Annotated in this window: 20 protein-coding genes; 7 read left to right on the forward strand and 13 right to left on the reverse strand. The window is 40.4% G+C overall.

The features are described from left to right. Positions 1-19: 19 nt before the first annotated feature. The 9 genes from MSKOL_RS11875 to nifH all read right to left on the reverse strand — a co-directional run bounded on the left by MSKOL_RS11875 (position 20) and on the right by nifH (position 8,443). On the reverse strand, positions 20-1,360 hold the full coding sequence (locus MSKOL_RS11875) for a nitrogenase component 1 (protein ID WP_048156487.1): 1,341 nt from the start codon (positions 1,358-1,360) through the stop codon (positions 20-22). Then, a complete protein-coding gene (locus MSKOL_RS11880) occupies positions 1,345-2,874 on the reverse strand; it encodes a nitrogenase component 1 (RefSeq protein WP_048156490.1) in 1,530 nt (509 codons plus the stop codon). Before MSKOL_RS11880 ends, MSKOL_RS11875 begins: the two co-directional genes overlap by 16 nt. 79 nt (positions 2,875-2,953) lie before the next feature. After that, positions 2,954-3,640, reverse strand: coding sequence for a hypothetical protein (locus MSKOL_RS11885; protein WP_048156493.1), 687 nt, complete (start codon positions 3,638-3,640; stop codon positions 2,954-2,956). A gap of 17 nt (positions 3,641-3,657) precedes the next feature. Continuing rightward, positions 3,658-5,043, reverse strand: a complete 1,386-nt coding sequence (vnfK, locus tag MSKOL_RS11890; protein ID WP_048156496.1) for a V-containing nitrogenase subunit beta — start codon at positions 5,041-5,043, stop codon at positions 3,658-3,660. Positions 5,044-5,062: 19 nt separating this feature from the next. After that, positions 5,063-5,401 (reverse strand): V-containing nitrogenase subunit delta, encoded by a 339-nt coding sequence (gene vnfG / locus MSKOL_RS11895; protein WP_048156499.1) that lies wholly within the window; start codon positions 5,399-5,401, stop codon positions 5,063-5,065. After that, positions 5,398-6,840: a nitrogenase vanadium-iron protein, alpha chain gene (gene vnfD, locus MSKOL_RS11900; protein ID WP_048121205.1), complete on the reverse strand. Its 1,443-nt coding sequence runs from the start codon at positions 6,838-6,840 to the stop codon at positions 5,398-5,400. Before vnfD ends, vnfG begins: the two co-directional genes overlap by 4 nt. 20 nt (positions 6,841-6,860) lie before the next feature. Further along, positions 6,861-7,232 carry a P-II family nitrogen regulator gene (locus MSKOL_RS11905; protein WP_048121207.1) on the reverse strand — a complete coding sequence of 124 codons (372 nt, stop codon included), beginning with the start codon at positions 7,230-7,232 and terminating at the stop codon, positions 6,861-6,863. Positions 7,233-7,279: 47 nt separating this feature from the next. After that, positions 7,280-7,597, reverse strand: a complete 318-nt coding sequence (locus tag MSKOL_RS11910; RefSeq protein ID WP_048121209.1) for a P-II family nitrogen regulator — start codon at positions 7,595-7,597, stop codon at positions 7,280-7,282. Between the two features lie 18 nt (positions 7,598-7,615). Further along, positions 7,616-8,443, reverse strand: a complete 828-nt coding sequence (gene nifH / locus MSKOL_RS11915; RefSeq protein WP_048121211.1) for a nitrogenase iron protein — start codon at positions 8,441-8,443, stop codon at positions 7,616-7,618. A gap of 722 nt (positions 8,444-9,165) precedes the next feature. Between nifH and MSKOL_RS11920 the strand changes: the two genes are divergently transcribed. Continuing rightward, positions 9,166-9,378, forward strand: coding sequence for a hypothetical protein (locus tag MSKOL_RS11920; protein WP_048121213.1), 213 nt, complete (start codon positions 9,166-9,168; stop codon positions 9,376-9,378). Further along, on the forward strand, positions 9,379-11,280 hold the full coding sequence (locus tag MSKOL_RS11925; protein WP_048156502.1) for a radical SAM protein: 1,902 nt from the start codon (positions 9,379-9,381) through the stop codon (positions 11,278-11,280). 582 nt (positions 11,281-11,862) lie between these two features. Here the strand turns inward: MSKOL_RS11925 and MSKOL_RS11930 are convergent. After that, positions 11,863-12,375, reverse strand: coding sequence for a co-chaperone YbbN (locus MSKOL_RS11930; protein ID WP_048121217.1), 513 nt, complete (start codon positions 12,373-12,375; stop codon positions 11,863-11,865). A 496-nt stretch (positions 12,376-12,871) separates the two neighbouring features. Further along, positions 12,872-14,533: a dihydroxy-acid dehydratase gene (gene ilvD / locus MSKOL_RS11935; protein WP_048121220.1), complete on the reverse strand. Its 1,662-nt coding sequence runs from the start codon at positions 14,531-14,533 to the stop codon at positions 12,872-12,874. Between the two features lie 231 nt (positions 14,534-14,764). On the opposite strand from ilvD, the gene MSKOL_RS11940 reads away from it, so the two are divergent. Next, positions 14,765-15,046, forward strand: a complete 282-nt coding sequence (locus MSKOL_RS11940) for a MarR family transcriptional regulator (RefSeq protein ID WP_048121222.1) — start codon at positions 14,765-14,767, stop codon at positions 15,044-15,046. 272 nt (positions 15,047-15,318) lie between these two features. Here MSKOL_RS11940 and MSKOL_RS20265 read toward each other — a convergent pair whose 3' ends face one another. Next, complete coding sequence (locus MSKOL_RS20265; RefSeq protein ID WP_156151072.1) at positions 15,319-15,495, reverse strand: hypothetical protein; 177 nt, start codon at positions 15,493-15,495, stop codon at positions 15,319-15,321. A 624-nt stretch (positions 15,496-16,119) separates the two neighbouring features. Here MSKOL_RS20265 and purS point away from each other — a divergent pair. From purS to MSKOL_RS11955, 3 genes are all read left to right on the forward strand, one after another. After that, on the forward strand, positions 16,120-16,371 hold the full coding sequence (purS, locus tag MSKOL_RS11945) for a phosphoribosylformylglycinamidine synthase subunit PurS (protein WP_048118445.1): 252 nt from the start codon (positions 16,120-16,122) through the stop codon (positions 16,369-16,371). A 63-nt stretch (positions 16,372-16,434) separates the two neighbouring features. Continuing rightward, the gene (gene purQ / locus MSKOL_RS11950) at positions 16,435-17,133 is read left to right on the forward strand and encodes a phosphoribosylformylglycinamidine synthase subunit PurQ (protein ID WP_048156505.1); all 699 of its coding nucleotides are present in this window, start codon (positions 16,435-16,437) and stop codon (positions 17,131-17,133) included. Positions 17,134-17,569: 436 nt separating this feature from the next. Further along, on the forward strand, positions 17,570-18,595 hold the full coding sequence (locus tag MSKOL_RS11955) for a nitrous oxide reductase family maturation protein NosD (protein WP_048156509.1): 1,026 nt from the start codon (positions 17,570-17,572) through the stop codon (positions 18,593-18,595). A gap of 174 nt (positions 18,596-18,769) precedes the next feature. On the opposite strand, the gene rnhB is transcribed toward MSKOL_RS11955, so the two are convergent. After that, positions 18,770-19,441, reverse strand: a complete 672-nt coding sequence (rnhB, locus tag MSKOL_RS11960) for a ribonuclease HII (RefSeq protein WP_048156512.1) — start codon at positions 19,439-19,441, stop codon at positions 18,770-18,772. A 579-nt stretch (positions 19,442-20,020) separates the two neighbouring features. Here rnhB and MSKOL_RS11965 point away from each other — a divergent pair. Continuing rightward, positions 20,021-22,198, forward strand: a complete 2,178-nt coding sequence (locus MSKOL_RS11965; protein ID WP_048156515.1) for a CRISPR-associated helicase/endonuclease Cas3 — start codon at positions 20,021-20,023, stop codon at positions 22,196-22,198. The last annotated feature ends 6 nt before the right edge of the window (positions 22,199-22,204 follow it).

The following is a 22,204-nucleotide window of genomic DNA, read 5'->3' on the forward strand; positions in this document are numbered from 1 at the left end:
AGCTCCATTTTTTAGCTAGTTACAAATACTCTTCCCAGTTAATGTGCTTTGAACGCAGAGCCATTTCCCAATCGTTTGCAACATTTTCCAAAAAGTTCAGCATGCCTTCATATCCGAAATATGCCCTGTTCAGGTAATTCTGCCGGTTTGTCGGGTTAAAAACGTCAAACACAAACTTTATCCCCAGTTCTTCAGCCAGATAATACTCCCAAGAAGAGCCGAATACAGCATCTACACAGTTCTCCGACAGCGATTGTTTTATCTGATATCCATCCGCCGAAAAGACAACCTTCGGGGAAATTCCCATATCGATAAGCTCATTTTCCAGCAACAACTGAGAGTCAGAAACAGGTGACCTGAACAGCAACAGCTCCGGAATCATTTCCAGCTCTTCAAATAACATTCTGGTCAGGCCTATTCCCATAGTTGCATCCGCAGAAATGGCTACTCTGCAGTTACGGTATCTGGGAATCATCATCAATCCCCTGCGTCTCAGCACGTCGATGGCCATATCTTCTCCGTCTTTTATTATTGCCTCAACCTTTTCTTCAACGCCAAAGTAATTTCCCACTGCACGAAGCCATCTTGCAGTATTTTTAAGTCCTATCGGGAGTGGAATGTCCGATAGTATAAGCGGTATACCGTGTACTTCCTGCATTTTTAACCCAAACTTATACCCCGCATCGTGGCTGAGAAGTATATTTGCCGATGCTAGCCCAGCATTATCCAGTTCTTCCAGAGACGTATCGTGAGGAAGTACAGCCTGAACTTTAATTCCTATTTTTTCAAGGGTTTCACGTACCCATTTCAAATCTGCCCACCATGTAGGGTTCAGGTTTGCCTGAGGCGCTATTAGGTTCACGCTATCCGGAATTTTTTCTTCCTGTCTTCGTATAAATGGAAATAATGCATTCAGTCCCAGTTCAATACCATCATAGAGGTTTCCTCGAAACCCTCCTGCCATCAAGGGAATAAGCTTCGCATTAATTTGCGGCTGGATATTTCTGCATAAACCCTCGATATCCTCACCAATGATATCAGCTGCACATGTACCGACTACGAATATCGCCCTGGTTTTAAATTTTGAATCGGCTTCTTCGATTAATTTTTTCAACTTGCTTGAAGCGCCCATAACCACATCAGTTTCAAAAAGCCTGGTGCATGCAACTTTTCTTTTCGTAAAATCAATTTCATGGACGTCATAGGCTGCCGAAACCGTTGAAGAACAGCCTTGCGGGGAATGTATGACAATACTAATGTCTTTGATGCCAGCCAGCACTCCGGTGGCACCTTCAAGAGCACATCCGACCATAGGGTCTTTGCTATGGTTGCAGTTATCGAATTTTAACTCATCATACATTTGCCTCTCTCCCTTCCTGCATAAACCGTGCAATCCGGCAAATCCTGAGCTAGCTTCGGTGTAAGGGACTGGGCTGAACATAGCCCGGAATTTCCAGGGAATACCATTTTTTTCGTTACCCAGCTACGCGGTCTGAATGAGTACTCAAGAGCAGTGCAGATACATTTAGCTACCTTTAAGGCTCCTCTATAACCAAATCTGGGGCGGTTCAGTATGGCATTTAAATCAACTACTGGAATATTCGGAAAGCTCATGGATGATCCAAAATACACGGTAGTCTCAGGATTCAGATCTCCCAGATATTCCATAAGCTCATTTTCAGTCTGAACCATTGCCTCATATTTTCCAAAGGCAAGTGTACCTTTTGTGATCAGTATTTCCGGATCAAGCCCGGTCTCTAAGAGGTAATCAATACTTGTTTCTCTTGCCTGCGTACTCCATGGATGAAAATTGTATATAACCGCCCTCATACCAAAATCGCGTTCGAGCATATGAGCAATTGACAGCGATTTTATCGCATCATGCCCTTCAACAATTGCCAGCTTGCCTGCAAGGTATTTTTTTGCCTCTTCAAACTCTATGCGGATGGCTCCATATTCTCTTTTGATCAGTTCTTCCGCTTCATTTTCCAGATGTAAATGCTTTGCTGCTTCTCTCAGCCACCTCTCAGTTGCGCTTATACCATACGGAAGAATAGTGGAGTTCAAAGGAGTATTAAACTGGTCAAGCATCTCTCTTCCTATCGCATACCCCAGATCAAGGCAAAGGGTACAATTTACAGCTACACTGGGAGCCTGTTTTATTTCTTCCAGTGAACAATTGCCTGCTATTACGGCATTTACACTTGCGCCCATGCTTTCGATTAACCGCCTCAACTCTTTAACATCAGTTTCAATCTCAGTCCTCTCGGGCCCCATTTTGCCCCCTACGATGTTGACGGAGTTGGCAAGCCTTGATCTGCTTTCCGAATCAGGCTTATCCATAAGCTGAACAATCTGCCTGAAAACCAGGTCAAACCCACTCCTGTACTCTCCCGCAAAGCCTTCGCAGTGAATGGCCATGATTTCGGCATTAATTTTGGGCTTGATTTTATTCACTATGGCGTCTACATAATCTCCAATTATTCCGGTGGCACAGCTTGTTGCTACGAAAATAACGTCAGGCTTATACTTTTTATCCACCTCCAGTATGGCGCCTTTCAGTTCCTTTTCGCCACCGTATACAATGGCTTTTTCATCAATATTCGTAGTAATAATGGATTCGTATGGAGAACCACTATTTCTACAATTTGTTAGTTTGTAAGCCTGTTTTACTCCAAATGCGCAGCCACTTGGTCCATGAGCAATAACGATAGTATTTTTAATGCCGCTTAAGATTTTCATTGCCGTCCAGAATTTGCAGGGACGAGTATGGCTGCCCTGTAGTTTAGTTTCAATTTTCCCTTCTTTAGCCAATTGATAAAGCTCGCTTAAATGCCCAAAAAACACTACACTTTCGTTAGCAATGCCTACCATATTCCCCTCTATTTTTCTAGTTCATGAAACTGGTTTCAACCAAAAAATAAAAAATTTGTTGATCGCGTTAGCTACAACTTTACGCCATCAAACAGGATATCCAGGCAATTACTGCTCCGAAAACCGCCACAGAGGATAGCGTAGTTATATTTAGATCGTGCTTTTTACTCAGTTTTCCTTTATCGATTGCAGTTCCATAATTCTCGGAAATGATCGTGACCAACAGGTTTCCTACGACATAAAGGATAACACCAGCACTAAGCGCCATAAGCGGTTTTGTGATGCTTTCAGGGATGGGCATAACCGCACCGACTGGAATTAACAATGCGATCAAAGCTGCAATTGCAAACCTGGTTTTGTCCTCTAATTCGTCCAGTAATGAAAAGGAGACCATTCCTTCTGGGAGTTTGTGCAGAACCGCTCCGACTGCTAAAATCGGAGAAATCGGTCCGAACTCAGTGGTTATAATCACGCCTTCTGCAATGTTGTGAATCGCTAGTCCTAAAACGGCTGAATACTTTCCGACACTTTTTGTGTAGAATCCTGCAGCAAACATTGCAATGAACCCGATCGCGACCAGCCAGTATCCTGCTGAAAAATCTTCGGTAGCATCCGGGATGATATCCAGAAGGACAACTGCAATGGCAAAGCCAAGTCCAAGACAGGTCAATAACGTCCTTTTCACAGAATCTTCTGTTTTAAAATAAATTAAAGCTCCCAGCAATTCCGCTATGACAAATGCTGCAACTACCAGATAATTCTCCATTTTTTGCCTCCTTTCATTTACCAGACATTAATTATCCATTCTCTGTCATGCTTACTTTCCATGGATGCAAAAATTGTATTGGCAATTGTTTCAGCTAACCATTCTGCTCCTTTGTATCCGATTACTGGATATTTCCACAGCCCTGCTCTGTCAAAAGTTGGGAAGCCTACTCTGACCATGGGGATATCATTGTCTATAGCAATGTAGCGTCCTTTTGAATGCCCCAAAATCAAATCAACGTCTATGGATTTGTTCTTGATACGGCTTTCCAGTTCCCATAAATCAGCGTTCCAGATAGTTTTTATATCGCAGTTTGCTTTCTCTTCAAGTGCTTTGAGCCTTGGGTCACTTTTATACAGCGTATTATCATCACCTAAAAGCAAAAGCACAGGCTCAAGTTCACATTCCAGACAAAACTGCGCAAGACCGAAGACAAGATCCGGATTGCCGAAAATGGCTACTTTCTTATTCGCGAAAAACATATGGGCAAGGTCTACAATCGCATCTATCGCTTTTCCGCGTTCGATAACCAGTGATTCGGGTATTGGATTGCCGGTAAGCTTGCTGATATTTTCAAGAAAGATATCGGTGTTGCTTATGCCTATAGGAGTTGGCGTAACAATTGAAGGCACGCCGAATTTGTCTTTTAAATATGTTGCAGCATTTGCTCCCTCATAACGGCTTAATGCAATTGACCCGAGAGCATTGGCAGAGTCGGCTATTTCCTCAATGGTTGTATTTCCATATGCGAATGCCGATTTGTCAGGCATAACAGGAGCATCAAAGGTCTCGGTGTCCAGAAGTATATTTCCGTCAACCTGCATCTCAGATAATATATGCTTAATTTCAGAAACATCTCCCGGATTGACCCAACCAGTGAATATATTCAGCTTTCCGGAAGGCTCATCTTTTTTTGCAAGAGCTTTTACAACCGAGCTAATGGCCGTATCGTAACCTGTCACCTGGCTACCGCTGTAGCTTGGCGTATGCACAGCTATAAGCTTCACATCTCTGTCAGGATGCTTTTCTTTAATTATCGTATTTACTTTCCGGATTATACCTTCAATGTCGTCTCCAATTGTTTCGGTAGAGCAAGTAGTTATTATAGGTATAATCCTCAGCTGAGGGTACCTCGCAATAAGCGTTTCAACCGCTTCTTCTACCCTTATCGAGCCCCCGAAAACGGCGGCGCTTTCATGTAGAGACGAAGACGCAATGTCAAAATTTTCTTTAAAATGCTGAGCGAACAATAACCTGACAAACATGCTGCAGCCCTGACCGCCATGTACAAGCGGAATGCAATCCTTTATACCAATTCCCACAAATTGGGCACCTGCAGGCTGACAGGTATACATCGGATTAATGATTCCTGTTCGCTCTTTCAACATCAGCTCACACGACATCTTTTTTACCGCCTTTTATTTAGTAATTTGACAAGTTCAGTTCGCAGTTACGTGACTTTTTTACAGTAATATAGAGCAATCTTTTTTTGACGCCTTCAATTAATTCCAGTACTCCTGATTTGTCAAGTTCGGAGATCCAGGGGATCTTTTTCTGAAGATCAGCAGCAAGGATTTTTGCATCGGAGTAAAACGCTTTATCTGCCGGCGTTACAAGATTTATTTTATCTCCGTTCAGAATTTTACCGGTCATTGTCATAATACCTTCAATGTTTTCCTCTCTGTCCCAGCTTCTTGAAAAGAACTGCCACAAACACTGTTCCTGGATAAGAGCCGTGACTTCCTCTATTTTTTCATTCATGACTCTTGCACCACACTAGGATCTTTTTCAGCTAAACTCCACATAGGAGAATCCACCACTCTTGGATCCTTTCCAGCTAAACCCCACATCGGAGAATAAATCGCGTTATACATATCTCTCGCCATGTTTACTGCGCCTTCAAAGCCCATGTATGGGCCGTTGTGATATGCATGTCCGTTAATGTATGGAATGTGCAGTTTTTTGACCAGGTCTCCAACTCTGGGCCCGGTTAAAATCAGGTCTGCATGGATACTCTCCAGTACTTCGAAAAACTCAAGCTCATTTCCATCATCAATATAAATCGTACCGACCCGTCCCCTGGCAATAACCTTTTCAAAGTCCTCCTGATGACCAAATTTAGATGACATGGCGACAACTTCCATGCCCAGGTCGTCTTCAAGAGCTTTTGTCCAGTGCCACAGTCTTGGCCCCCCAGTCCAGATACAGATCTGTTTTCCTTTGAGCCGTTCCTTATACCAGTTAAGTTTTCCTTCGTATTTTGCAACCTCTTCTGCAATTACTTCTTCAGCTTTATCTTCCAGTCCAAAAAAAGATCCTATCTTTCTCAGTGCTACCTTAATGTACTCAAAACCCCAGGTATCGACATCCATTCTTGGAATGTCATATACTCTCTTAAGTTCGTTGGCTATATATCCTGCAGAACGCGCACAGTTGACCACATTCAGCTTTGCTCTATGCATGCAGCGCAATTGATCATAGGTTACGTTTCCGGTAAAATGTGCAATGACCTGTATGCCCATTTTATCAAGATACTTTTGCAGTACGTAGGTATCACCCTGAATATTGTAGTCACCGATGACATTAATTGTATATTGACTTGTAATTTCAGGTTCCAGCGTTCCGACTTTATCCCTCATCCAGCCGATATTCAGTTCATGATGTCCTTTTGACTGGCTGACACCAGCAAATCCCGGACATTCTACAACGAATATATCGACATCTCCAAGTTCTTCCTCAATCTCACGACATACTGCTTTGGGGTTGTCTCCTATCAATGCGGTTGTACAGGTAGTGTAAACAAACATTCTCTTTATTTCTGGAAATTCTTTGAAAGCTTCCTTGATTGCTTTTTTGAGCTGTTTTTCAGCCCCGAAAACAATATGTTTTTCTTTTGTGTCTGAAGACCAGATATATTTTAATTGAAAGTTGTCATTGTCGCTGGGATACCTTTTCGTGTGCCAGGTATCATATGCACATCCTACCGGTCCATGTATCATTTGAATACAGTCTTTAATTACTCCACCAATAACGAGTTTTGCTCCGCAATAGCTGCAACCCCTTTCTGATAATGATCCGGGTATTGTTTCTATATTTGAGAGTGGGAGAAACTGAGTTGTGTCTTCTCCTTCTTCTTTTATGTAAACATGGTTCTGGCGCTCCGGTATGCATTCATCGCAACAGAATAGTTTTAACGGCATTTTACAGGCCTCGTATCTGTTTATTTTAAAGCTAGTTCTCCTTTTTCGCCAGTCCTGATCCGAATAACATCGTCAATGGACTCGACAAAAATCCTTCCGTCACCAATCTGGGCAGTCTGATTGACTTCAATAATGGTTTTAATCACCAAATCCACATCTTCGTCACTTACAACTACGCTCAGAAGTCTTTTGGGTATGTATTTCATACCGGTACTGTACCTTTTCGCAAGCAGCTTTGGTTGTATTCCAAAATTGAGCTCTCCCGAGATGCCTCTTTGCTTGCCTTTTCCTAAAACTGGAATTGCCGTCATTGCAGGAAAGCCGATTTTATCCAAAGCGTCTTTCGTAGCAGACATCTTGTTAGGTCTGACAATCGCAGTAACTTCTTTCATACGGAACCCTCCAGGTGTTCAAAATTTCCGGCTTTCAGAATTACTACTCATAATCCCTTTTCACCCGAGCTAATTGTGTATGCATCTTCAACCGTACTCACAAAGATTTTTCCATCCCCCATGTTGCCGGTATATGCTTTTCCGGAAATTATTTTTATTACCTCATCAACTGCCTCATCTTCTACTGCCATCATGATCATTGTTTTTGCGAGCTCATCGTAATGTACATCCCCGACAGTGATCCCTTTTTGTTTTCCTCTTCCAAAGACATTTATTTTCGTAAGGGAGTAATAACCGGCTTCTGCAAGTCCGTCGGTTACTTCTTCAGTCCATTCAGGACGTACTATGGCACGGACCATTTTCATTTCTCATTTCTCCTTGAATTAATCCATTAGACCATATCTTGCGACCATTTTCTCCAGCTGGTCAATACTCAAGGGTTTTGGAATCACAAACATGTCATTCTCTAAGATTTTCCTGGCGAGTTCCTTGTATTCAAGCGCCTGGTTGCATTTCGGGTCGTACTCTATAACCGTCTTTTTATTGAACTCCGCTTTTTGGACAATATTGTCACGCGGTACAAAATGTATGAGCTGCGTTCCCAGTGCAGAGACAAACTCTTCCATCATTTCCAGCTCATTATCCACCTTACGACTGTTACAAATAATTCCTCCCAGCCTCACCCCGCTTTGTTCGGCATACTTCAACAGGCCCTTACAGATGTTATTTGCAGCATAAGTCGCCATCATCTCTCCAGAAGCAACTATGTATACTTCCTGGGCTTTTCCTTCTCGAATAGGCATTGCAAAACCGCCGCAGACAACATCGCCCAATACGTCAAAGTGAATAAAATCAAGATCTTCAGAATAGGCTCCCATTTCCTCCATGAGATTAATTGCAGTAATAACTCCCCGGCCAGCACAGCCAACACCGGGCTCTGGGCCGCCGGACTCAACGCATTTTATTCCATCAAAACCTGCATTGATGACATTTTCAGCTGTCACAGCATCCTCGCCAAGCTCCCTTAGAGTATCCATTATCGTAGTTTGAGCTACTCCACCGAGCACAAGACGAGTACAGTCCGCTTTGGGGTCACACCCGTGAATAAAAACTTTTTTGCTATGATAATATGCCATAGCAGCTGCAGTATTTTGTTGAGTGGTGGACTTTCCGATTCCACCCTTTCCATAGAAAGCAATTTTTCTTGTCATTTTACACTCCTTCAGTATTTACGCAAACATTGCCCAGAAACTCATTTGCTTCTTTGAACTTAGTATCTTGAGCATCCATTTAAATTTTTAAACAAAGTTGTCGGATCTTTTATGTTGCCTGCCCAAATTTATACATAATAAATTATTTTTATATGAAATGTGTTTATTTTCACACAACGCCTCTTTTTTGCCTGTGTTCTTGTATTGTGTACTCCACCATATAAAATTTAAATTATTTTTTGCAGTTGATATGTTTAGATAAACATAACATCCATTTATTAAGCGGAATACAGCTTCTTATTTCCTATCTAATTATATATATACATTTTCATTGACTTTATTATTGGGATGTTTATTAAAAAATCCATATATATTAAGATTATATAAATAGTTGTTACTACAAAAACGATATCTATTGCCAGATATCCCCCCACAATTAAAGAACAAATTCCAGCTTAAAGATAAAATTAAGGTTATATTTATGAACGTTAAATATTGTTTTATGACTGAGAACTCCAATTGTAAGAAGCAACTTATAAGGATCTAAAATCTCGAACCGTTATGTATAAATATGCATAACGGTCAAACCATTAAATTATAGTAATGCGGTATTTTGACACAAAAATAGAAGGACCATTACAATGTTGAATCCTGGTACATACCGTCTTGATAGAATATAGTATCAATATGCAAGAATAGACATAACGCTTAGAACTTAAAAAATGAATAATGATGGTGTTTTAAACATAAAAAAGGTTAAAGCAACAAGTTGTAAAAAAACAAACACAGTTTTTCCGGAAAGGAATGTTAATTCAAAAACGCCCAAGTTAGGAAAACTTCAAATTATACGCGAAACTGGAAAACGAAAAGATATTTCCTGCCATATAGTTCAGGATGGCTCCGGCTTCATTGTGGTATTATTTGAGGGAGGTTAAATGCAATGCAATGTATGCGAAGTCAGGTGCGAAATCGATAAGCATAGTATGGGCAGATGTGGCACTTATGTAAGCACTGGCAATACTGTAATCCAGTACCCTGATATGGGATATCTGGGAGCACTTCCGGTTTCAATAGAAGCAGTTCCTTTACTTCATTTCTATCCATCAGGCAAGTTCCTGCAAGTTTTCAGTACAGGATGTAATTTTCAGTGCCCTGGTTGTATGGCACGGATGCCAGCATCAAGTAGACCTTCGGTCCAGCAAGCCTCACTCAGGCCGTCCAAGATAGTAGAAAAGGCCTTACAACAGGAGTGTCTGGGCGTAATTTCAGCAATAAATGATCCTGTTGCTAATTACTATCTTTTCAGGGACCTTGCAGTACAGGCACAGGAAAAAAGTTTACTTGTAGGTTGTTCAACCAATTGTTATTTCACAAGTGAGACTTTAGAAGAGTTTGGACAGCTCGTTAACTTTGTAAACGTGGGAATTAAAGGTTATTCTGACAGAAGTTATAAAAATTGTGGAGTTAATTCATCAGCTCCTGTTTTTCGCAACATCTCCAGACTTTTTGACATGGGAGTACATGTTGAAACTTCAGTCGTTTATTCAAAGGGAAATGAGGATGATGTTATAAAAGTCGCAGAGGCAGTGTCTGAGATTTCTTCTAATATTCCGTTGCATGTCATGAGATTCCTTCCCTTTGGCTATGCTCCAATAGAACTGGAACCATCAGTGGGAGACGCGGAAAAAATATGTTCCGACTTGCGCAGATATCTGGATTTTGTCTACCTCTTTAATTCGCCAGGCACGGAACTATTAAACACATACTGTCCCGAATGTGGCAGGCTCCTGATAGAGCGGGAATTTCACAGGCCTTTTGGCTCCAGGCTTGTGAAACCCTGGGTGAGTCACACATGTAGCTGCGGTGGCAGCATTCCAGTTCAGGGAAAAGCTTCCACTGAAGGTTTCAATGAAACAGGTTTCATGGACAGTTACAGTATAAGTCAGGATTTCAGTATGGTTCATGCAGTACTTACATGTCTGGGAGTACGGGATGATTATAAATTAATGGATGTCTGGGGTGAGGATAAATTAATGGATGTCTGGAGTAAGGTCTCAGACTCCAAAACCCTTACGCAAATACATAATATGATACGTCAGCCATATTCTTATCTTGAGTTCATCAGGTTTATTGCTGAAATAGCTAATATGCCGGAAAAAGGAGAAGAACTTGTTTCTTTCATTCATAAGCGATTGAAAATTGTCCAGAACCTTTCAGCAGGAAAAAGCAGTTATAATGTGTATTATTGCATGGGATCTCCGCTCTTTGCCCTGAATGCCGGCAGAATGGAAAATAACCTTGTGACATTTTCCGGTGGTGTGAGTATCAATAAGCAGCTTCAAAAGGAAGGTAAACTGGGTGTAAATGTTTCCCCTTTCTTCATCAATAAGCACAATCCCGGGGTTATTTTTGTCTCCGGTTTTCTTTCTCGCCCTCTCGATGAGTTCTATTCTCTGTGCCAGAAATATGGAATACATGCCGATGCTGTGACACAGCATCGTGTCTATGAAATTCCGCCTTCCTGGGATTTCGGAAGCCCTCGCTGGATATTGGGATTATTGTATATAGCAGACAAGCTGCATCCCGGAAAACTTGGAGTTGACCTGAGAAAGGAAGCAGATGATTTTTATTTGCAGTTTTATGGTATGCGGTTTAAGGAAGCAAGACCTAACAGGTCTTTCCACAGGCCTTCCTCTGGCATTTGGCCACACACGCAAACACTGTATAATGACCTCAAAATAGAGATTCCAAAGCAGGGCTCTACTAAAAATTTCGGCAATGAGATTATTCAACCTTTTAACATCCTGCCAGCTTCTAAAATCAAGCTCAAAGGATGACTAAGTAATCGAACGAGTTTCTAATAATGAAATAATAGCTCCAAAGCTTTATGAGTTTGGAGGAAAAAATTGTACTCGAGCACTAATAGGTAGCGTTTCTGTAATTTAGGTTCGATCCTCTATCTGCACTCAAGAAGGAGAGGGGAATATGGTTTTGGGTATAAAATTTAATTAAATTTCATGCGTCTTCGGTTAAGTTAGGAATCGTAATAAATTGCGCCAATTCCCTCAACATTTATTAAATATTTAAATAAATTATGAGCTGGAACAGGATATCGATTTCATGTAAATAGGCCAAAATTTAAGGCCGGTTTCTAATGCAAAATCGATATTTTCAGGCAAGAAAATCCCTTAGCCGATGAACGGACTCAGTACCAAAATCCAGTGATAAACGTGAAATTGAAAATCACTAGATTTTATAATTGGTTATAATCCATTAAATACGTCCTCTCGATGGAAGTCTTTCGATATCAAATATTAAGTTGATTGAAGAACGAATTCTTCCTGCAAGTTCATGATTTCAATCGAAAAATACAAAAATCACTAGATTTTGGACCAGAGTCGATGAACGATGAATTAAATTTAACTTTTTTCGTTCTGGAGAGCTAGATCCAGAACATTTTCGTATACTTCTTTACCCTCTATTTTTAAAATCCTGGCCGTTGACCTTTCAGTGGTAACGTTCCCATCTTGCTGCATATAAACATATGTCCCGTTTTCAATGCCCACGATTACAGAAGAGTCAGGGATTACATATATTCCAAAATAATCAGCAAGTGTCGGACTCTTGTCTATATCTACAGTCACGACTGTGGCTCTGCCTGCATAATCTGTTGCAACCTGAGCCAAAACAGGATTTAACTCCTGACACTCTTCACACCACTCAGCTCCGAGTTTCAAAAGAACTGGCCCTTTTTCGAGAGATGTGTTTATCTGATCCAGTTGGGTAATCTCTAAAACAGTACTGTTTTCCTGAGAATTTGTAGAATTTTCCTGTGCTTCCTGAGGACTCGTGACATTTGCCTTGCTATTAATACAGCCAGCTGTTAAGATTACAGCCGCAAGGAGAATCAATAGTATAACTGATTTATTCATATTTGTCGTCTACTATTACTGATTTTTTTTAAGCCCATAAAGGTTTTAAGACCTTAAAGGTGATACAGGTATAATATTCACACTGTTATATATATTGTATTTACATCAATTCTTTATTTAAACTATTTGGGTTACCATCTATCTATCTGTGTGTACTAAAATATGCCTCAAGGCACTAACAGCAGCACTTGTTTTCCTGGACATAAAAACGTTTGGTCTTTTGCTTAATTCTTTGGATTTCAGGTTTGAAAAAAAAGTAGTAGGTAAATCGCTAAAATCAACGACAAAACGGCTAGCTTTTGAACCTAAACGAGTCTTGACAACTTATTGTGTATTTCAAAAAACTAAAATTTAGCCCATAGTCCGAGGGATTAAATGACTACAGGAAAGTACTGAAATCATCTCTCCAAAAACACTTGAAGTAGAAAATAATTAAAAAAATAATGGAGAAAAAAGCTCTCCAAACACGTAATACTTCTAAACATAATCAGACAACTTAGTCAACTATCCCGCCTGTGTTTGCGGAATGGACTGAGCGCTGGTACCTGGCAAGGTAACCTGTGATCTCGGTTTTCGGAGGCACAAAGGCAGCTTTCCTCTGCTTAAGTTCTTCGTCTGAAATTTTCAGGTTCAGTGCTCTTTCAGGAATATTGATTTCGATCATGTCCCCATCTTTTACAAGAGCAATTGACCCTCCTTCAATAGCCTCAGGGGAGACATGCCCTATGCAGGGCCCACGAGTACCTCCGGAAAAGCGTCCGTCAGTTATCAGAGCCACAGATTCCAGCAGTCCCATACCTCCAAGTGCGGCTGTAGCTGCAAGCATTTCCCGCATTCCAGGGCCGCCTTTCGGACCTTCGTATCGTATGATAACAACGTCTCCAGGTTTCACATTGCCTGCAAGGATATTTTCCATAGCAGCTTTTTCACCGTCATAAACCCGCGCAGGGCCTGTATGAACATGCATCCCTGGATCAACTGCAGCCTGTTTTACAACCGAGCCTCCAGGGGCAAGACTGCCTTTCAGGACTGCAATTCCTCCCTGAGCATGAATTGGATTTTCAAGAGTTCCAATAATTTCTTTATTAAGCTTCGGATTAACAATGTCCAGTTCTTTCAGATTCTCCCCGATAGTCTTGCCGTTAACAGTACGTTGTTCCAGATGCAGCTTAGGGGAAAGCCTCTGCATAATTGCCTGAACTCCACCTGCTCTGTCAAAGTGCAACATGAAGTTTGACCCTCCAGGACGAAGTGAGATCAGATGAGGAGTTGCCCGGCTAAGTTCATCAAATTTCTCAAGAGGGAGATTCAGCCCGAATTCATGGGCAAGGGCAGGAAGGTGCAGAGTGGTATTTGTGCTCCCTCCGACTGCCATGTCTACCATTATCGCGTTTTCAAAAGATTTAAAAGTGACAAGCTTTCTGGGAGTCAGGTTCTCTTTAACCATTTCGACGATACGTTCACCTGATTCCTTGGCAATTCGGACCTTTTTTGCATCCACTGCATGGGCAGTTGCACAGCCTGGAAGGCTCAGGCCAAGCGCTTCAGTCATACACGCCATAGTATTTGCTGTAAACATCCCTGCACAGGACCCCGCTCCATTACATGCAAAATTTTCAAGCCTTTTAAGGTCGTCGTCTGAAATCTTGCCTACTCTATGAGCCCCGACTCCTTCGGAGACTGAGATGAAATCTTTGTGACCGTCATCTATGTATCCGGGGAGCATAGGCCCTCCGGTTACAACAATTGCAGGGATATCAAGCCTGCCTGCTGCCATAAGGTGGCCTGGCACAATCTTGTCACATGTGGGAATGAGGACCATACCGTCAAACTGATGAGCTTTAACCATCAGTTCAATTGTATCCTCAATAATTTCTCTGCTAGGAAGGGAATATTTCATACCCTCGTGTCCCATTGCGATTCCATCGCAGACTCCTATGGTATGGAACTCAAAAGGAACTCCCCCCGCATTTCTGATTCCGGCTTTTACAGCCTCAGCAAGTTTTTTCAAGTGCATATGGCCAGGAATTATATCATTCCAGGAATTGACAACTGCGATAAACGGCTTTCTCATCTCGGAATCTGTGACTCCGGTCGCTTTTAAAAGTGAGCGATTGGGGGCTCTTTCCGGTCCTTCTTTGATGATATCGCTTCTCATGTTAAATCTCCATATAATTTCGTGGTGAGGATAAAAGTTATAATGTATATACTACTTACGCGCTTGAGGTAAGTTAGAAGATTACATTCTCGAGAGAATAGATCATCCAAATATTAGGATTATTTGTACAGACCTCTAACCTATTAAATTAGAAGATAGGTTTATTAACCGTCAACAGTTATTGGGACTGGAAATCACTTATAGAGAATAGCCACCTCTGAGATGATATCAATGGATTCAATGGAAAAAATATTTGGAAAAACCGCACAGATGACAGTTCTTAAGAACTTGATAGAAAACCAGGACGAGCCAACCTATCTTTCAGGGATAGCTGAAGAAACTGGCCTGTCTCATTCCAGCGTATCAAGGGTTATCACACCTCTGGTTCTTTCAGGCATTGTTCAGGAAAAACCCCTGGGTAAGCAAATCCGAACTTTTCAGCTGAATATGGACAATGAGGCAACTAGTGTTATTATAGATTTTTACAGCAAAATTAATCAGATGCTGAACTAAGTACCCGCAACGAAATAACCTATGCAACTTATAATTTATTGAAACTTTGATTGGCGACCTTAATAGTGAAAATCAAAACGTCCAATTGGAAATCTGCATAGGTTATTCTGAGACGAGGCCTAAGTGCCCGCAACGAAATAACCTATGCAACTTATAATTTATTGTAACTTTGATTGGTGACCTTGGTAGTGAAAATCAAAATGCCCAACCGGGAATATGCATAGGTTATTCTGTGACGGGGCCTAAGTATGAGTAACAAGAAGCAAGGGAAGTTAAAACTTCCTACCGTTATTTTTTGTTTTTTGTCGCCTTTGTTTTTTGTATCCTTTATATTTTGTTTCCTTTGTATTTTGTTTCCTTTGTATTTTGTCTCCTTTGTTTTTTGTATCCTTTGTTTTTTGTATCCTTTGTTTTTTGTCTCCTTTGTTTTTTGTATCCTTAAAACTCACACAAAACCTCTGTAATTGACTTAAATTGCCTCTCACGTAGTTTTATCGCTTGGTAGACAAAACTCCAGCAACAAGGTTTATTTTCAGTGAAACTTGATCTGATGTAGTCATCTATAACTTTTTAAAGTATGACTTGTTGCCCCAGAGGCCAGCAAAATATTTAGATTTTTAAAGTAAGTTTAAATTTTTAGAGTAATATTTGGATTTTAAAATGATTTTTGAATCTTATAGGAAGTTTTGAGTTTTAGAGGGGAGCCGGAAAATGACCAGTTCAATGGTATTTAGTGAACCTATGAGCATTCAGTACTTTATCAAAATCTCTATTTTTAGCACTTAGCCAGCCGGTAGCCAAAACAAACTGAAACCCATAAGATTAAATATGTTTTATCCTTATTTCCCTTGAAATCGGCGCTGGTAAGGCGAGTTAAAAACCAGCTAACGCCCAAAAATAAACAAAAGACATATTCGGGAAACCTACACTATAGTTCTCGCCAAAAAATAAATCAAACCCCTTATAATTATTATAGTGCAAACTGAAATTTACCTATTTATTTAATCCCGCATTCGAGTCCCGAAAAGCGGGGACATTCAGTTAATTTCAAAATTTAAAATTGAGGCTTATAAATGCAGTACCAGGCAACAGTTAGAATAGAACAGAAAGCAGGTATGCTTGACCCTGAAGGCACTACCGCAAAAAGGGCTCTCGGACAACTTGGCTATCAGGTCAGCAGCGTAAAGACCGCAAAGCTGTATGAAATCGTGCTTGAGGCCGAGTCTGCCGAGATTGCAAACCAGAAAGTTGATGAGATGTGCCAGAAACTAATTGCAAACCCAATTATCCATAATTATACAATCGAGCTCAAGGAACTTAACTGAGGCGTGTGGATAAGCGATTGAGGCATAAGAAAAAGCCAAAGCTTTGAAAATTGAGGGAAAAAAATGAAAATTGCCATACTTCAGTTCGGAGGCACAAACTGCGACCAGGACGTCCTGCATGTCCTTAAAGACGTTGTGGGTGTGGACGCCGAGACTGTCTGGTACAAACAGGAAGATCTGACAGGTTTTGACGGAGTCGTCGTCCCTGGAGGCTTCTCCTATGGGGACTATCTCAGGGCAGGAGCAATTGCAGCCCGCACTCCAATAATGAACTCAGTAAAAAAACTTGCAGCCGACGGCAAGCCTGTGCTTGGAATCTGCAACGGCTTCCAGATTCTTACCGAAGCCCGGGTGCTTGAAGGAGCTCTGACAACTAACGAGTACCCGAAATTCCGTTGCCACTGGACTAACCTCAGGGTAGAGACCGTTGATACGCCTTTCACCTCGAAGTTCAGGAAAGGCGAGGTTATCAGAATGCCTATTGCCCATATGGAAGGTCAGTTCTATGCCGAAGAGAAAACTCTGGCCGAGCTTGACGAAAACGAGCAGGTTGTCTTCCGCTATGTGGATGAAAACGGAAAAGTAACGGATGCAGCTAATCCTAATGGTTCCCTAGAAAATATTGCAGGAATTGTAAACACTTCAAGAAATATCTTAGGTCTCATGCCCCATCCAGAGAGAGCCTCCGAGTCAATCCTGGGCTCAGACGATGGCCTGCGGGTTTTCGAGTCCATGGTGGATTATATTACTGAGAACTTCTGAGAACTTCTTAAAATTTATACAAATTTATAAAAGTTTGGGATATTCCAATTTTATTTTCCTATATTTCCGCATTTTTCTTTACTTTTATTTTTCTGGACTTCTTTGTTTTTAACATAATTTATCCCGTTTTACGAATTTGCTCTTTTACACTCCTATGTTACTCTCTTATATCTGTCTTGAATTCCTTTTCATGACCTCTATTTTTTTCTTAGACAATCATGCTGGACTCAAAATTTAATATTTTTGGCATTGTATTCAATTTTCGATGCCAAGTGGACCTATTGATCATACAGGCAAAAACAAATTCAGGTTCATTTTTCAGAAAATATGTTTCAAAATCATTTTATTATTAGAGATTATTATTCATACAAATTATTATAAAAACAAAAATTGTATTTCTATATATATAATTTAAAATTAAGGGGAGTATTAGTTCATGAAAGGGAAATCAATCCAAAACATCTGTATAATCTTTCTTCTTGTGCTAGGTGCAACAGCTACCCAGGCAAGTGCTGCGGCTTTTACCGTAGGAATTAATGGGGGAGAAAATTATACTTCGATTCAAGAGGCTGTCAATAATTCACAGAACGGGGATACGATTGTTGTAAGCCCTGGCATATACATAGAAAATGTAAATGTAACTAAAGAACTTGCAATTGTCTCAAAAACTGATGTTTCGGGCGACAGAGCGAACCGTACCTATGTAATAGGCGCAATCCCGGCAAATGACGTCTTCAGTATTAAATCAAATAATGTGAAAATAACCGGTTTCCATATTATGGGAGGTCCTTCAGGAATTGATGCTTATAAGGAAGTAGGGATTTACCTTGAAGGCGTTCAGGGCTGTTCCTTAAGTAACAATACTCTGATGTTAAATGATGTCGGCATTGGCCTCGAAAATTCTCAAGGCAATTTCCTTGACAACAATCAGATATGTCTTGGCTCGACAGGCATCATTCTTTCCAGATCGAACGAAAACAAGTTGTCAAACAACCTGGTAGAGACAAATGACGAGGGAATCCTGCTGGATAACTCTACTAACAATACTCTCATGAATAACACTGCAAAATCAAACGATATAGGACTCCTGCTTGGCACTTCAAGAACTAACATGCTTGAAAACAATTCCATTTCAAAAAACAGTTATGGAGTAGTACTTGAAAATATGGCAGAATCTAATACTCTGACTAATAACAGCCTTTCCATGAATGGCCTTGGAATATATCTTAGAGGGGCTACCAGTAATATGATTTTCCTCAATAAATTCTTCAACTTCATCAATGCAGTGGATGAAGGAACGAATTCCTGGAACAGCAGTTCAGCAGGCAATAAGTGGAAAGATTATAACGGAACAGATGCTGACGGAAACGGTATAGGTGACACTCCTTATGTTGTTAACCAGACAACTGGAAGCATAGACTACATGCCTCTGGCAAATAACGTTTCCTCAAATAATCAATGAAATATGAGATCTAAGTAATGAAATATAAGTAGCAATTACACTGGAATGTCGTAAAGAGTACTAAATAAAGAAATCTGCTAAACTTTTGCTGGTGAGAGCTCAAAAACAAAAACAGCTTGATTTCTTTTTAATTTTTTCTTTTTTTCAGCTCTCCTTTTTTAGTTTCCCGAATACTCACTTCAGTTCGGCTTTTTTCAGTTCTTCCCTTATATTTTCTACAGTCTGCCAGGACTGCCTGACTATTTCAGGGAACTCCCCGGAGTGATCTTTTCCCCAGTTCAACAGGAATTCTTTTGTCTTCGGGTCTGAGGGGTAACCGCTGCCGAAGTCGAGGCCCCATTCTTTCTTAAGCTCTTCGATAAGCTCATCCCTGCGCACCTTTGCAATAATAGAGGCTGCCGAGACAACAGGATAAATAGCATCGGCCTGATGCATGGAAATTATATCTATTTCCTTTGCGTGGTCAGGGCTGGTTTTTGCGTACTGCCTGCGGAGGTTGGCTCCAAAACGCTCTGCATTGACATCAGCAGCATCGGCATATAGGAGGTCAGGTTTTAGCTGTTCAAGCACTTTTGAAAAACAGACCACCATGATTTCATTCATTGTCATGATCTTGCGGAGTTCGTCAATCTGGGAAGGGCTGACCTCAAGAACAAAAAAGCCATCTGCGTGTTTTTTAATCTGAGTTGCGAGCTGCTCCCTTTTTTTTGGTGTCAGTTTCTTGGAATCTGCGACTCCCAGGACTTTAAGGATATGGGCTCTGGACTCTTCAATTTTTACGCCTCCTATGCACATGGGCCCGATTACAGGGCCTTTTCCGGCTTCATCAATTCCTGCGATCATCATTTTCCGGCTGCCTCCTGATTTGAAGAAAGAGAGCTTCTTATTATTTATAAAAGTAGGTAAAGGTATAGTTTACAAAGTATTAATATGGAGCTCTATTAGAATCCTATGAAAACAAACCTTCATTAATTTGAACTTAATAGCTTGATGCAGTTTCACTTCTCATTTTCAGTTTCTCACAGATAATTAGCAGGTTTTTTATGAAACAAATATTATAAAGTTTCAACTATATATAATGCGATATTTATATTTTTACTTTTAAATAAATATTAGGTGAAATAGAAAAACTTAACTGTTAAATATCTTAAAGGAAACTTACTTTATTATTTTAAAAGAAGACTGTGGAAGTTAAAGAGCCGAGGCAGATTTCAAGGTGTTTAAAGAATTAGGAAGCTTTTCCAATATAGTGACATTTCTTTCTTAGTTGGAATCCTGAATATCTTCTTATGTACATCCTTAAAAAATGATATTTTATCTTCCATATTTAACTTTTCACTCATGATATTTATATTAATTATATGGCCTGCCTCTGTATCATAAGAAGCAAAGTCGAGGTACAAAAAAGAGCACAGTGAAATAACTATGTACTATGCCCACTCTACAGACAGACAAGATAAGTCTGATTGGCAACCCCTAAAAGTTCATCTGGAAAATGTAGCAGATATTGCCTCAGGATTTTCTAGAGAATTCAATGCAGAACAATTTGGATATGCTTCGGGTTTACTGCATGATATTGGTAAATATTCCCCCGAATTTCAGAGACGTTTAGACGGAGTCAAGATCAGAGTCGATCATTCTACTGCAGGCGCACAAGAAGCTAGAAAACTCTACGGAATATTTCAAAGTCGTATTCTGGAATATATCATAACCGGGCATCATGGAGGCCTTCTCAATTATGGGACTAAAGAGTGTGGACTCGATGAACGCTTATCAAGGCCTATTTTATCTGATTACTCTGCATATAAAAGTGAAATTTTAGTTCCAGATCTGAACAAAGTTCGTCCCAGTCTTACACCTATCAACAATAAGATAGGATTTGCAATTTCGTTTTATACCCGTATGCTCTTCTCATGCCTGGTTGATGCTGATTTTCTTGATACAGAACGATTTATTTCACCTGACAAATCCTATTTCAGAGGACAGCATGAGTCGTTCGATAAGCTTTTCACAAAATTTGATAACTACATGAAAACCAAACTTTCAACAGCTGCAGAAAATTCGATTAATAGATATCGAAGAGAAATCTATGAACAATGTATAGAGAAAGCCGAATTACCTCCACAGATGTTTTCTTTGACTGTTCCTACAGGTGGAGGGAAAACTCTCTCATCAATGGCATTTGCCCTGAACCATTTGAAAAAGCATAATTTGAACAGAATTCTCTATGTTATACCATATACAAGCATTATAGAACAGAACGCAGATATATTCCGCGAAATTTTTGGAAACCAAAACGTGCTTGAACACCATAGCAACTACGATCCGAAAAATGAAAAATCTGAAAATACTGATGTTGCACAGGAGAAATTGAAACTTTCATCTGAAAACTGGGATATTCCTATTATCGTTACAACCAATGTCCAGTTTTTTGAATCTCTTTTTTCCAATAGAGTTTCTCGATGTCGTAAGCTGCATAATCTTGCAAAGAGTGTAATAATTCTTGATGAAGCCCAAATGCTACCTACGAGCTTTTTAAAACCGTGTCTTGCAGCTCTTTCTGAACTGGTAGTCAATTACGGATCAACAGTCGTTATATGTACGGCTACCCAGCCTAATCTCAATGAGCTTCTGGACCAGCGTGTAAAGCCTGTTGAGATTATACACTCACCTCAGGAGCTGTACGAAGCTTTCAGGCGAGTTCATGTAGCAGATTTGGGAAATATATCCGACAGTGACCTTTCAGCCAGGCTAAAAGCACATAACCAAGTTTTGTGTATTGTTAATACTCGTAAACACGCACAAAATCTGTATGAGCAACTTTCTAAATCAGATAACTGTTATCACCTGAGTGCAAGAATGTGTCCGGTTCAGAGGAGAAAGAAACTGAAAGAGATCAAAGATTTACTGAGAAAAGGGGCTGAATGCCGGGTTGTTTCCACCCAACTGATAGAAGCTGGAGTTGATATTGATTTTCCCGCTGTGTATCGGGCAATGTCTGGAATTGATTCTGTCTGTCAGGCTTCTGGGAGATGTAACCGCGAAGGAAAATTGGCTTCTGGAGAAGTTTATGTTTTTCGATCTACTGAAGATTATGGAAAGGCAACGCACTGGCAGAGCCGGGTTGCTGAGATTGGAAGCATGGTCTTTGATGAATGGGATGACCCGTTATCGCTCCCGGCTGTGGATGGATATTTTGAGAAACTTTATTCATATGAAGGCGACGGACTTGATAAAAAGAGAGTTCTGCCCGCTTTTGAAGAGAGACTGAAGGATGTTGCATTTCCGTTTGAGGATGTAGCCAATGTATTCAACCTTATTGAGAATGATACGCGAGATATCATTATTCCTTATGATGAGAAAGCCAGATCCATTATCAAACAGATTCAACAGACTGGATTGCCTGGGAAGTACATTCGAAATCTACAGGGATATACAGTAAGCATTTATGTAGAAGAGTTCAAGGCACTCGAAAAAAGCAATGCGATCTCTTCGATAGATGATAGATTTTTTGTTTTGAAGAAATTGGATGACTATTATTCTGAAGATACTGGACTTTTAAACCGAAAAGATAATGATGAAGACTTGTTGCTGATTGCTTAAGGAGGT

It is taken from the genome of Methanosarcina sp. Kolksee, from assembly GCF_000969945.1.
Lineage (GTDB): Archaea > Halobacteriota > Methanosarcinia > Methanosarcinales > Methanosarcinaceae > Methanosarcina > Methanosarcina vacuolata.

Bases quoted from the DNA above. Each gene is read 5' to 3' on its own strand.
- MSKOL_RS11940 (WP_048121222.1), top strand. From the start codon at position 14,765: ATGGATTCAATGGAAAAAATATTTGGAAAAACCGCACAGATGACAGTT.
- vnfG (WP_048156499.1), bottom strand. From the start codon at position 5,401: ATGAATGAAAAAATAGAGGAAGTCACGGCTCTTATCCAGGAACAGTGT.
- MSKOL_RS11930 (WP_048121217.1), bottom strand. From the start codon at position 12,375: ATGAATAAATCAGTTATACTATTGATTCTCCTTGCGGCTGTAATCTTA.
- purS (WP_048118445.1), top strand. From the start codon at position 16,120: ATGCAGTACCAGGCAACAGTTAGAATAGAACAGAAAGCAGGTATGCTT.
- vnfD (WP_048121205.1), bottom strand. From the start codon at position 6,840: ATGCCGTTAAAACTATTCTGTTGCGATGAATGCATACCGGAGCGCCAG.
- MSKOL_RS11905 (WP_048121207.1), bottom strand. From the start codon at position 7,232: ATGAAAGAAGTTACTGCGATTGTCAGACCTAACAAGATGTCTGCTACG.
- MSKOL_RS11875 (WP_048156487.1), bottom strand. From the start codon at position 1,360: ATGTATGATGAGTTAAAATTCGATAACTGCAACCATAGCAAAGACCCT.
- nifH (WP_048121211.1), bottom strand. From the start codon at position 8,443: ATGACAAGAAAAATTGCTTTCTATGGAAAGGGTGGAATCGGAAAGTCC.
- MSKOL_RS11965 (WP_048156515.1), top strand. From the start codon at position 20,021: ATGTACTATGCCCACTCTACAGACAGACAAGATAAGTCTGATTGGCAA.
- MSKOL_RS11885 (WP_048156493.1), bottom strand. From the start codon at position 3,640: ATGGAGAATTATCTGGTAGTTGCAGCATTTGTCATAGCGGAATTGCTG.
- rnhB (WP_048156512.1), bottom strand. From the start codon at position 19,441: ATGATGATCGCAGGAATTGATGAAGCCGGAAAAGGCCCTGTAATCGGG.
- ilvD (WP_048121220.1), bottom strand. From the start codon at position 14,533: ATGAGAAGCGATATCATCAAAGAAGGACCGGAAAGAGCCCCCAATCGC.
- purQ (WP_048156505.1), top strand. From the start codon at position 16,435: ATGAAAATTGCCATACTTCAGTTCGGAGGCACAAACTGCGACCAGGAC.
- MSKOL_RS11955 (WP_048156509.1), top strand. From the start codon at position 17,570: ATGAAAGGGAAATCAATCCAAAACATCTGTATAATCTTTCTTCTTGTG.
- MSKOL_RS11920 (WP_048121213.1), top strand. From the start codon at position 9,166: ATGAATAATGATGGTGTTTTAAACATAAAAAAGGTTAAAGCAACAAGT.
- MSKOL_RS11880 (WP_048156490.1), bottom strand. From the start codon at position 2,874: ATGGTAGGCATTGCTAACGAAAGTGTAGTGTTTTTTGGGCATTTAAGC.
- MSKOL_RS11925 (WP_048156502.1), top strand. From the start codon at position 9,379: ATGCAATGCAATGTATGCGAAGTCAGGTGCGAAATCGATAAGCATAGT.
- MSKOL_RS11910 (WP_048121209.1), bottom strand. From the start codon at position 7,597: ATGAAAATGGTCCGTGCCATAGTACGTCCTGAATGGACTGAAGAAGTA.
- vnfK (WP_048156496.1), bottom strand. From the start codon at position 5,043: ATGTCGTGTGAGCTGATGTTGAAAGAGCGAACAGGAATCATTAATCCG.